Source organism: Flavobacterium hercynium (assembly GCF_002217285.1).
GTDB lineage: Bacteria > Bacteroidota > Bacteroidia > Flavobacteriales > Flavobacteriaceae > Flavobacterium > Flavobacterium hercynium.
Genome location: NZ_MUGW01000036.1, coordinates 56,690 through 69,404, shown reverse-complemented (window position 1 = coordinate 69,404; position 12,715 = coordinate 56,690). Strand labels below are relative to the sequence as shown.

At 34.3% G+C, this 12,715-nt stretch carries 7 protein-coding genes and 1 pseudogene; 4 read left to right on the top strand and 4 right to left on the bottom strand.

Translation table 11 applies throughout. The features are described 5' to 3' along the window. Nucleotides 1–7 precede the first annotated feature (7 nt). From B0A66_RS22930 to B0A66_RS16895, 4 genes are all read left to right on the top strand, one after another. Nucleotides 8–175 (top strand): hypothetical protein, encoded by a 168-nt coding sequence (locus B0A66_RS22930; RefSeq protein ID WP_165766632.1) that lies wholly within the window; start codon nucleotides 8–10, stop codon nucleotides 173–175. Between the two features lie 7 nt (nucleotides 176–182). Next, the gene (locus B0A66_RS16905; RefSeq protein WP_089051033.1) at nucleotides 183–1,586 is read left to right on the top strand and encodes a T6SS phospholipase effector Tle1-like catalytic domain-containing protein; all 1,404 of its coding nucleotides are present in this window, start codon (nucleotides 183–185) and stop codon (nucleotides 1,584–1,586) included. A 5-nt stretch (nucleotides 1,587–1,591) separates the two neighbouring features. Continuing rightward, complete coding sequence (locus B0A66_RS16900; RefSeq protein WP_089051032.1) at nucleotides 1,592–2,683, top strand: DUF2931 family protein; 1,092 nt, start codon at nucleotides 1,592–1,594, stop codon at nucleotides 2,681–2,683. Between the two features lie 75 nt (nucleotides 2,684–2,758). Then, entirely contained in the window at nucleotides 2,759–3,778 is a 1,020-nt protein-coding gene (locus B0A66_RS16895) for a DUF2931 family protein (protein WP_244283520.1), read from the top strand. Nucleotides 3,779–3,989: 211 nt separating this feature from the next. Here the strand turns inward: B0A66_RS16895 and B0A66_RS16890 are convergent, their stop codons facing one another. The 4 genes and pseudogenes from B0A66_RS16890 to gltB form a co-directional block, all read right to left on the bottom strand. After that, on the bottom strand, nucleotides 3,990–4,571 hold the full coding sequence (locus B0A66_RS16890; protein WP_123868255.1) for a hypothetical protein: 582 nt from the start codon (nucleotides 4,569–4,571) through the stop codon (nucleotides 3,990–3,992). A gap of 251 nt (nucleotides 4,572–4,822) precedes the next feature. Next, nucleotides 4,823–6,049, bottom strand: a pseudogene (gene lysA / locus B0A66_RS16885) (diaminopimelate decarboxylase); the annotation flags it as partial. A gap of 381 nt (nucleotides 6,050–6,430) precedes the next feature. Then, nucleotides 6,431–7,885 (bottom strand): glutamate synthase subunit beta, encoded by a 1,455-nt coding sequence (locus tag B0A66_RS16880; protein ID WP_089051028.1) that lies wholly within the window; start codon nucleotides 7,883–7,885, stop codon nucleotides 6,431–6,433. Between the two features lie 87 nt (nucleotides 7,886–7,972). Then, entirely contained in the window at nucleotides 7,973–12,487 is a 4,515-nt protein-coding gene (gene gltB / locus B0A66_RS16875; RefSeq protein WP_089051055.1) for a glutamate synthase large subunit, read from the bottom strand. Nucleotides 12,488–12,715: the final 228 nt, after the last annotated feature.

The window sequence follows — 12,715 nt, the reverse complement described above, 5'->3', positions numbered from 1 at the left end:
TAGCAACATGGCAATTAATAAAACAGCAAAGAACATACATATAGACATTCGAAATAAATATTTGTGTATAGCAAAAACCATCCTTGAAGTAAGTGAAAAGGTTGATATAGTTGCAACAAAAGAAAATCTGACTTTAGTGGCGAAAAAAAGAATATATGTAAAAGGCAATAAATAATAAAACTATGGCAAATGTAATATTTGGAAATGCACGCTATGTTCCTGCTAAAAAAAACTATAAAGTAGTAAATGATGTTTACATAGGGGTGTTTTTTGATGGCACCTCCAACAACAGGAAAAATATTGAAGGGAGAAGAAAAAACTCTAAATTAATGAATAGTAAAATATCAGACAACGATGGTTCTAATACCAGTTATGGCAATGATAATACCAATGTAGATCGTTTAGAAAAAGCGTATTTAAATGATCCTAACTGTCATTATTATTCTGTTTATGTAGAAGGAATCGGAACTAAAAATCCTGATGAAAACGATGATGGTACATTAGATTATTATGGTGATTTTACAAGAGGACAAGCTTATGGTACAGGAGAAACAGGACTTTTTGAAAAAGTAGAGAAAGGCTGTTTTGATATTGTACAAAAATTACAACTGGAAGAAGAAAATAGTATTAGTACACTATATCTAGATGTTTTTGGTTTTAGCCGAGGCGCAACAGCTGCACGTATTTTTGTAAATGAGCTGTATAAAAAGAAAATCGTTGGCAAAGAAGATAGTTATAATTTAGGTTACTTAGGCAAAGCTTTTCAAAAATTAGATTATAAACAAAAGCCTATTCGCATTAAGATTCGTTTGTTAGGTCTTTACGATACGGTATCATCTTACGGAAAAAATGTTTTTGATGATGTCGACGTAGACAATGTACCTTTAAAAATTCCGACTGTGGGTTTTACAGTTCATTTAACAGCCGAAGATGAACATCGTGTCAATTTTCCACTCACCAATATTGACAGCGCAGGAGCTAATAGTATAGAACTGAGCCTGCCAGGAGTACATTCAGATATTGGAGGTGGTTATAAAACGGGTACAGAAACTGTATCACTAACAGAGTCAGAAACTAAGATTGCTTCTGAAAAGAAATATGTATTGGAACAAAAATGGTTTTCACTGAATCAGTTAGAATCTCCTAGTACTTCACCTAACAAATTAATAGGGACAAAAAATCTGAGTAACGAATACAGCTATGTTATTCTTCATTTAATGGCAGAATTTGGTAAACGCAAGTACAAAATTCCTTGGAACTATGATGCTTTTTTAAACAATGAAAATTTTTATAAAATTCCAAAAGATTTATTAGATGTAAAAAAACGTATTGATCTTTATGCCTTTGAAAAGAAGTCAAAACTACAATTTTATACCGCAAAAGAAATAGAATCTAAACGCCAGAAAGTATGGCATGATCAGAAAGCAGTCGATGCTTTTAATACAATGGTAGGAGAGCATTACATGCTAGAAAAACTCAGAAAAAATTATTTACACTGCTCTGCCAGTTTGGATGGTATCGGGATGGAACCCATACAAGACAATCGAAACAATATCATTTGGAAACGAAAAATAATACAAGGATAAGCACCATGAAAAAGATATTTTATTTCAGTACAACGATCATTTTATCAATTATCATTTTAACCTCTTGTCAAAACAATATGAAAAAAAAGAAATACTCGTGGGTAGCTACTGTTTGTACCCCAAGAAATTACCCAGCCTTAATTTTTTCGGGTCATTTAATAGTCGGTAAAACATTAAACAGTGGTTATGTTTACATGCCTTTTGATAGAATTATAAACAGTCGTCATTTAGGCAATAATGATGGTTCTTCTTCGGGTGAAGCAACAGGAATAGCGCCTAAATTTCTAGATATTACCTGGATGTCTTTTACTGAGAACAAAAGTTATTCTGGAGTTTTTGAGCTCGATTCTGAAAAAATTGAAAGTTTAATGATTAACGGAAGTGACAGACCTTATTGGGATCCTGAAACAAAAAAAATAGGAATAGCAAATGATCGTCATTTTGCAATAAATACAGGTTTATTTCCTGGAGGAATGGTCGTTTTATATGTTTTTAGCCAATCAAGTATGACAATTGTAGGTCGATATCAGGCACACGAAGACTATAATGTGGATTGGAAGGTCGCTTTTCCCAATATGGAACATAATAACAAGATGGACGGATATGTTGCGGATATTGTGAGTAGATTTCCTCAAGAAATAAAAGACCAAATTGCAAACAACACCATACCATTTGGTTATTGGGAAACTCTTTTTAGAGAATATCATATAATGCCACTAATCAAAGCAGAAGATAAAGTAGAGACTATTAGGCTAAAATACATTAATGGTGAAGCGGAATCTATTTTCTTGAGTTTAAATGGTAATTCAATGCCAATTAAAAAACGTGCCATTCCAAGAAAAATAAATATTGTCTGGCACGATGTAAACGATGTGCGCATGGAAACGGATATATTCTTTGATGAAAAAAAATCAAAAGCCATTTTTGAGCGCATCGGAACTGCAGAACCAATTGGTTTTGTTATTGATATTGACCGAAATACCAAGCCCAGAGAAACTGAAGGAATTTCTATAAAATTGAAAATCAGCTCTGGTGAAATTGACATGCAAGAAGCAATAGAATCTCAGGAGTCCTTTACAAAACCAAAACCGTATTGATAAGAAATGAAAAAGATATTCTATTTCAGTATTACTATTTTATTAACCCTAATTTTAACCTCTTGTCAAAACACTATGAAACAAAAAAAATATTTTTGGGATGCTTCAGTCTGCACACCAAGAAATTACCCAGCCTTAATTTTTTCGGGTCATTTAATAGTCGGTAAAACATTAAACAGTGGTTATGTTTACATGCCTTTTGATAGAATTATAAACAGTCGTCATTTAGGCAATAATGATGGTTCTTCTTCGGGTGAAGCAACAGGAATAGCGCCTAAATTTCTAGATATTACCTGGATGTCTTTTACTGAGAACAAAAGTTATTCTGGAGTTTTTGAGCTCGATTCTGAAAAAATTGAAAGTTTAATGATCAACGGAAATAAAGTGCCTTTTTGGGATGTAAAAACTAAAAGCATCCAATTTTTCACTGATTATGATTTTACAATTAATACCGGTTTATTTCCTGGAGGAATGGTCGTTTTATATGTTTTTAGCCAATCAAATATGACAATTTTAGGACGTTACCAAGCACATGAAGATAAAAATGTGAATTGGAAGGTTGCTTTTCCCAATATGGAACATAATAGCGAGATGGACGGATATGTTGCGGATATTGTGAGTAGATTTCCTCAAGAAATAAAAGACCAAATTACAAACAACACCATACCATATGGTTACTGGGAAACCCTTTTTAGAGAATATCATTTAATGCCGCTAATCAAAGCAGAAGATAAAGTAGAAACTATTTTGATAGATTACATAAATGGCGAATTTGAGTCGATCTTTTTGAGTTTGAATGGTAATTCAATGCCAATTAAAAAACGTGCCATTCCAAGAAAAATAAATATTGTCTGGCACGATATAAACGATGTACGTATGGAAACCGATATATTCTTTGATGAAAAAAAATCAAAAGCCATTTTTGAGCGCATCGGAACTGCAGAACCAATTGGTTTTGTTATCGATATTGACCGTAATACAAAACCAAGAGAAACCCAAGGACTTTCTGTAAAACTAAAAATCAGTTCTGGTGTAATTGACATGCAGGAAGCAATAGAATCGCAGGAATCATTTACTAAGCCAAATCCGTATTGATTAAATACAATTTTTAATTTTATAGTGACATGTTCTAATTAATACCTAACAGGTCTTGGGTCTTGGAGGTCTGTTAGGTTAATTGATTGGTCATAAAGTAAATTATATTGTTCCTAACAGGTTTTTTAAACCTGTTAAGAATCTTAAAAAAAACTCTAACTTGTGAGTAAATTCATTTTTTTTACAGTTATAGTGAGCGCATGACGAAAATCTAATTTTTCCTCAATATAAATTCACCACTTTCATCGCATAAGTAAGGAGTTTTATTTAGTATTTTAATTCTCTTTAATCCTAACTTTGTGAAATAATAATGACCATGACGAGTTTCTTTCTCGTTTTTTATTAGTATACTCTTTAGACCGCAATAATTGTCATTTGTTGTTATTGTTACATTGTAATCTTTAAGTTTGGTTCTTGTTGGAAAATTTCCAGTTCCTTTATCTATAGATACCATTCGAATTTGAATTTCTTGATTAATTTGGATTTCTATTGAATCAGATATTATATCACGATTTTCTTCAGATTGCCAATTTTTAGATATGAAAAATTTATCTTTTTCTATTTTTAAAATCAATGAATAAAAATATTTTTTGCCATCAATTATAAAATCGTATACACCATTTTTAAGTAAGTAAAACCCTCTTTTGTTATATAGAGGGTTTAGCTTAGATATTGAACTTAAAGAGTCTTTATTTATAAATTGTATTATATTGCAATTGTTATCAATTTTGGTATTCTGACCATTAATAGAAAAAATATAAAAAAACATAATAATGCTAAGTATTGATTTCATTTGAATAATTGAATATTTATTTGTTGTGTTTTTACTTTTAGAGTGTTTTAATAAATTGCCAAATTTATTCTATTTTTATTAAAAACGGTTCTCAAAATAATAAGTTACATGGTTTTTATTTCTTCTACATCTGAAAACCTTTTGTAAAACTATTCAAACAGCTATAGAAACTACAGTCAAAAACTTTGCAATGAAAAAATCCCGTTTCAATTAAGAAACGGGATTCTAATGATATTCCCTTTTTTTTTATTTTAAACTGTTGCAGCAACTTCTTCCGGCAACGGAATTTGATTTTTAAGTAAATCTTCGAATGTTTCGTGTTGACGAATTAAGATTCCTTTTCCGTCTTTCCATAGAACTTCGGCTGGTTTGTATCTTGAATTATAGTTAGACGCCATAGAGAAACAGTATGCTCCGGCGTTTCTGAATGCCAGGATATCACCTTCGGTAATTTCCGGAATTCTGCGGTTGTTGGCAAAAGTATCAGTTTCACAAATGTAACCCACTACAGAGTAAAAACGCTCTTTTCCTTTAGGATTAGAAATATTCTCAATATGGTGTTGTGAACCATAAAACATTGGACGAATTAAGTGGTTAAAACCACTATCGATTCCTGCAAAAACCGTTGAGGTTGTTTGTTTTACTACGTTTACTTTTGCTAAAAAGAAACCTGCTTCACTTACAAGGAATTTTCCAGGTTCGAAAATCAACGTTAAATCTTTACCATATTCAGCACAGAAAGAGTTGAATCTTTTTGATAATTTTTTACCTAATTCTTCAATATCCGTTTCGATATCGTCTTTTTTGTAAGGTACTTTAAAACCGCTTCCAAAATCTAAAAATTCTAAATCTTTGAAGTTTTTCGCAGTATCAAACAAAATTTCAGCAGCATACAAGAACACTTCGATATCTAAAATATCAGATCCTGTGTGCATGTGAATTCCAACAATACTCATTTTAGTATTTTCTACAATTCTAAGAATATGTGGTAACTGATGTACCGAGATTCCGAATTTACTATCAATATGACCTACAGAAATATTAGCATTTCCTCCTGCCATTACGTGCGGATTGATACGAATACATACCGGAATTTGAGGATATTTTGTTCCGAATTGCTCCAGAATTGATAAATTGTCAATGTTGATTTGAACACCCATTGCCGCAACTTCTTCGATTTCTTCAAGAGAAACGCCGTTTGGTGTAAAAAAGATTCTTTCTGGTTCATAGCCAGCATGAAGTCCTAATAAAACTTCCTGAATAGACACAGTATCCAGCCCGGACCCCATGTTCTTTAACAACTGAAGAATTGCAACGTTTGACAATGCCTTCATGGCATAATTAACTCTTAAGTTTTCTACCTTAGAGAAAGCTTTGGTTAATCTACTGTACTGATTTTGAATTTTTTCAGCATCATAAACATATAATGGACTTCCGAATTGGTCTGCTAACTGCAGTAAATCTTTTGCTTGCATTTTTAAATCATTTTGAGCAAAGTTATTACACTTTTATCTATCTACAAATAATTTATAGAAAAATAACAAATTGTAACAAATTGTTTGTTTTTGAACAATTTTTTCTTTTTTAGGGACAAAGGTTCAAAGGTTCAGAGTTGCTAAGGTTCTAGTATTGTGAAGTTTTTCTCAAAAGTGTTTATGACTTTGAGTAATGGCTTTTATTCCTTAATATTTCTTATAAACGTAGAAACTAAATAAAATCTTAAAAGCCCTGAGACATTAGTCCAAGGGCTTTTAGTAAAATATATCAATTTATAATTCTTTAAGTAGTTTAAGATGTAAGCTCCAAAGATAAAACTCAGAACCTTTGTCCCTCAGAACCTTAGTGCCTTCAAAAGAAAACTATAAACTCGGTAAATCACCGTTTCCTTTAGTTGGCAAGTTAGTAGAACCCATTAAGAATAAGTCTACTTCTCTTGCTGCCTCACGTCCTTCTGATATAGCCCAAACGATTAACGATTGTCCTCTTCTCATATCACCGGCAGTAAATATATGCGGAACATTAGTCTGATAGTTTTTAGCTTTATAGTTGCTTCTCATATCAACTTCAAGACCTAATTGCTCGCTTAAAGTTTTTTCAGGACCTGTAAATCCTAAAGCCAGTAAAGCTAAATCACAAGGCCAGATTTTTTCAGAACCTTCTTTTTCGATTAATTCCGGACGTTGACCTGGTGTCATTTTCCATTGTACTTCGACTGTTTTTAGTCCTGTAAGTTCTCCTTTATCGTTAGCAATAAATTCTTTAGTGTTGATTAACCAGTTTCTGTCGCAGCCTTCTTCGTGAGATGATGAGGTTTTCAATTGCAAAGGCCAGAAAGGCCAAGGAGTCGACTCGCTTCTTCCCACCGGAGGTTTTGGTAAAATCTCAAAATTAGTAACCGATTTTGCTCCGTGTCTGTTTGATGTTCCAACACAGTCAGAACCAGTGTCTCCACCGCCAATAACGATTACATTTTTTCCAGTTGCTTTTACCTGATCTGCAATTGTTTCTCCGTATAAAACTTTCGTTTGTTGTGTTAAGAAATCCATTGCCTGAACAACACCTTTGCTTTCGATTCCTTTTGTAGGTAAGCTTCTTCTTTCTGTTGCTCCACCACATAACACGATCGAATCAAAAGCATTTAATTCGGCTACGCTAAAGTTTACACCTACATTTACATTCGTTTTAAACGTAATTCCTTCCGCTTCAAGAATAGCAACACGTCTGTCAATGATGCCTTTTTCTAACTTGAAATTTGGAATTCCGTAACGTAATAAACCTCCAATAGCATTGTCTCTTTCAAAAACGGTAACGGTGTGACCCGCTCTGTTTAATTGTTGTGCTGCCGCTAAACCTGCAGGACCCGAACCAATAACAGCAACTGTTTTTCCTGTTCTTGTTTTTGGCGTCTGTGGTTTGATCCATCCTTCAGAAAAACCTCTTTCGATAATGTTTTTCTCTATGTTTTCGATAGCAACCGGTTCTTTGATGATGCCTAATACACATGATTTTTCGCATGGAGCAGGGCATAAGCGACCTGTAAATTCAGGAAAGTTGTTTGTCGATTGTAAAATCTCTAAAGCACTTTGCCATTCTTCCTGATGCACCATGTCGTTGAAGTCAGGAATTAAATTTCCTAACGGACAAGCACTGTGGCAAAAAGGAATACCACAATCCATACATCTCGAACCTTGTTCTTTTTTCTTATCTTCTGCTAACGGAATTGTAAATTCATTGTAGTTCGAAACACGTTCTGCAACTGCTAAATTACTTTCGTCGGCTCTATTATATTCTTTAAATCCGCCTATTTTACCCATGACATTATTAATATATTTAGTTGTGAGTTGTAAAAGGTGAGAGGTGAACTTAGCACCTCTGCACCTTTGTATCTCAGAACCTTTTAATTAAGCTATTAATTCTTCTATTTTTTTCTCTTCTGCAATTCGTTGTAATGCTTTTTTGTAATCAGTTGGCATTACTTTTACGAAATGATTTTGCTCATTTTCCCAGTCTGCTAAAATTCTTTTTGCTATCGGGCTGTTCGTGTACAGGGAGTGATTTTTGATCAATCGTCTTAGTTTTGTTACATCTTCTTCTTCGATCGGATCAAAAGCAACCATTTCCATGTTGCATGATTTCGAATCAAATTTCTGAGCAGGATCATACACATAAGCAACACCACCGCTCATACCAGCTGCGAAGTTTCTTCCTGTTTTTCCTAAAACTACAACAGTTCCTCCTGTCATGTACTCGCATCCGTGATCTCCAATTCCTTCTACAACTGCAGTTGCACCAGAATTTCTCACACAAAAACGCTCGCCGGCAATACCATTAATGTATGCCTCTCCGGTAATAGCTCCGTAAAGAGCAACGTTTCCAATAATGATGTTTTCTTCAGGTTTGAAAGTGGCAGTAGGAGGGACTTTTACAATTAGTTTTCCTCCAGATAACCCTTTTCCTAAATAATCATTACAGTTTCCGTGAATTTTAAACGACAATCCGTTTGTTGCAAATGCACCAAAACTTTGTCCGGCAGAACCTTCAAAATCAACTAAAATAGTGTCTTCGGGTAAACCTTGTGCGCCATATATTTTTGAGATTTCATTACTCAAAATAGCACCTACAGAACGGTCTGTATTTTTAATTTTAAAGGTAACTCTTGTTTTTTCTTTTCTGTAAATAGATGGAATTGCTTCTTTAATGATATCAAAATCCAATACATTCTCAAGAGCGTGATCTTGTTCTGTTGTATTGTGAATTGGCTCTGTTTTAGCTTTTTCCGGTTTGTATAGAATAGAAGACAAGTCTAAACCATTTGCTTTATAATGTTTGATTGCTTTGTTCACATTTAATTTTTGTGACTGACCAACCATTTCTTTTAATGTTCTGAAACCTAACTGCGCCATGATTTCTCTTAACTCTTCCGCAATAAAATACATGAAGTTGATAACGTGCTCCGGAGTTCCTTTGAAATTTTTTCTCAATTCAGGATCCTGAGTTGCAATACCAACCGGACATGTGTTTAAGTGACAAGCTCTCATCATGATACATCCTGATGCTACAAGCGGAGCAGTAGCAAAACCAAATTCTTCAGCTCCTAATAAAGCAGCGATAGCTACGTCACGACCTGTTTTTAACTGTCCGTCACATTCCAGCACTACGCGGCTTCTTAAATCGTTTAGGATTAGTGTTTGCTGTGCTTCGGCTAAACCTAGTTCCCACGGAATACCTGTGTGTTGTAAAGAGGTTAATGGTGCAGCACCTGTTCCTCCATCATAACCGGAAATTAAGATTACGTCAGCTTTTGCTTTAGCAACACCGGCAGCGATCGTTCCAACACCCACTTCTGAAACTAATTTTACGTTTACACGCGCTTCACGATTGGCATTTTTTAAGTCAAAAATCAATTGCGATAAATCTTCGATAGAATAAATATCGTGGTGTGGCGGAGGCGAAATTAAACCTACATAAGGTGTAGAGTTTCTTGTTTCAGCAATCCACGGTACTACTTTTTCACCTGGTAACTGACCACCTTCTCCCGGTTTTGCACCCTGAGCCATTTTGATCTGAATTTCTTTGGCATTCGTCAAATAGTTGATCGAAACACCAAAACGTCCTGACGCTACTTGTTTGATCGCACTGTTTCTTGAATCTCCGTTAATTTCTTTCTGGAAACGTTTAGGATCTTCTCCACCTTCTCCTGAATTACTTTTTCCGCCAATTCTGTTCATGGCAATAGCTAAATTCTCGTGGGCTTCTCTACTGATAGAACCATAAGACATAGCACCGGTTTTGAATTTTTTTACAATTTCTGTCCATGGTTCTACTTCATCAATAGAAATTGGATCCAAGTTGTTAAATTCAAATAAACCTCTAATTGTCATTAGGTTTGAGCTTTGCTCATTGACCATATTCGAGTATTCTTTATAGCTTTCCGGACTGTTTAAACGAACTGCTTGCTGTAATTTAGCAATTGTAGTTGGGTTAAACATGTGCTTTTCTCCAGATCTTCTCCATCTGTAAATACCTCCAATTTCTAAAGGCAATAAGTTGGCGATTTTTGAATTTGGAAACGCTTTTTGGAATCTCTTTTTAACTTCTTTTTCTACTTCCATTAAACCAATTCCTTCAATTCTGGATGGTGTATATGGGAAATATTTAGAAGTAAATGTTTTATTTAAACCTAAAATCTCGAAAATCTGAGCAGCTCTGTACGAGTGTAATGTAGAGATACCAATTTTGTTCATGATTTTAAGAATTCCTTTTGCAATGGCTTTGTTGTAATTTACGATCGCATAATCAGCTTTTACACCAGTAATAAATCCTTGGTTTACCTGATCGTGAATAATTTCGTTTACCATGTATGGATTGATAGCACTTGCACCGTATCCGAATAGTAAAGCAAAATGATGAGGTTCACGAGGTTCAGCAGATTCGATAATGATTCCGAATTTAGAACGAACCTGTAAAATGTTTAAAGAGTGGTGAATATAAGAACAAGCCAATAACATAGGAATTGGAGCCATTTGTTCGCTTACACCTCTGTCTGATAAAATAATGATATTGCATCCTTCAGAAACGGCTTTGAAAGTAGCCTGAACACATTTTTCCAACGCGCGCTCTAAACCATTAACTCCTTTTTCTATTTTGTACAAAGTAGAAATAGTAGCCGATTTAAAATCTGCATGATCTATGTTTCTTACTTTATCCAAATCTTCATTAGAGATAACCGGATTCTGGATTTTTAGTTTTTTACATTGTTTAGATTCAATTTCGAAAATATTGAAATCACCTCCAATTGCTAAACTAATATCTGTAATGATTTCTTCACGAATACCATCCAAAGGCGGATTGGTAACCTGAGCAAATAATTGTTTAAAATAGTTGTATAATAATTGAGGCTGATCTGATAAAACGGCCAAAGGCGTATCGTTACCCATAGAACTAATGGCTTCTGCACCCTGAGCTCCCATTGGATTAATGATTGTTTTTAAATCCTCAATAGTATAACCAAATAAACGCTGTCTTGTTTGAAAATCTAATTTTTCAACAGGAGTAGGGTTATTCGTGTATGGAATTTTAGCCAACGGCAACAAATTAGCATCCACCCATTCCTGATACGGACGTTTTGTCACAATAGACGTTTTAATTTCGTCGTCTTCAATAATACGTCCTTCGTTCATGTCAACCAGGAACATTTTTCCAGGCTCTAAACGACCGTGTTGTACTACATCTTCCGGTTCTACATCAAGTACACCAATTTCTGATGACATGATTACAAAACCACTTTTTGTTAAAGTATAACGAGAAGGACGTAAACCGTTTCTGTCTAACAATGCACCAATTACGTTTCCGTCTGTAAACGGAATAGAAGCCGGACCATCCCAAGGCTCCATGATGCAAGAGTTAAATTCGTAGAAAGCTCTTTTTTCAGGAGACATGTTTTGGTGTTTTTCCCAAGCTTCAGGAACCACCATCATCATCGCTTCCGGCAAAGAACGTCCGGTCATTAATAAAAGCTCAATTACCATATCCATAGAAGCAGAATCTGATTTTCCTTCTAAGATGATAGGGAATAATTTTTTGATGTCGTCACCAAAAATTTTGCTTTCCATTAATTCTTCACGGGCACGCATACGGCTTACGTTTCCACGAAGCGTATTGATTTCACCATTATGACACATGTATCTAAATGGCTGAGCTAATTCCCATGAAGGAAAAGTATTGGTAGAGAAACGCTGGTGAACTAACGCCAGACGTGTTACTACTTCGGGATCTTTTAAGTCAATATAATATCGGCTGATGTCTTCCGGCATCAATAGACCTTTATATATTATAGTAGTTGTCGATAAACTAGAGAAATAAAACATGTGGCTTTCAGAAGTTTTTGATCCTCTGACAGCATGTTCAGCAATTTTTCTAGCTGCAAAAAGTTTTGCATTAAATTCTTGTTCAGTTAAATCCTGACCGTTTTTGCTAACAAAAACTTGTTTAACTGTTGGTTCTTTTTCTGCGGCAATCTGCCCTAAATTTTCAACTTCAACAGGCACATCTCTCCAACCAAGGATTTTTAAGTTCTGATCCTTAATAGTTGCTTCGAATGCGTTAATACAAAAAGAAACCTGGTTTTTGCTTTTTGGTAAAAAAACCATTCCTACTGCATACTCGCGTGTTTCAGGGATTTCAAAATCACACACTTTTTTAAAAAAAGCGTGTGGAATGTCGAATAAAATTCCAGCTCCGTCACCAGTTCTTCCATCAGAACTCACTGCACCACGATGTTCCAATTTTATTAAGATGTCCAATGCTTTGTGAATAATATCGTTAGATTTAATACCATTCAAATTACAAATAAATCCTGCACCACAATTGTCGTGTTCAAATTCAGGCAAATAAAGCCCTTGTTCTTTAACTTTCATTCTTGATATTTTTTCTTCAAAAATAGCTATTTCGTTGAATATAATGTAGTGAAATTCTATTTTGGCTTTCATTTTTATTGTAATACTAGAAAAATGATTCTTAAATGATAATAATTTTATAGAAGGTATTGTGAAATGATAAAATCACAATATGTTCTAAATAATATTAGGAAAACTCGGTGCTTAGCTATTGATAACACTAGTGTTTTTGTTAAATTTCAAACAGAA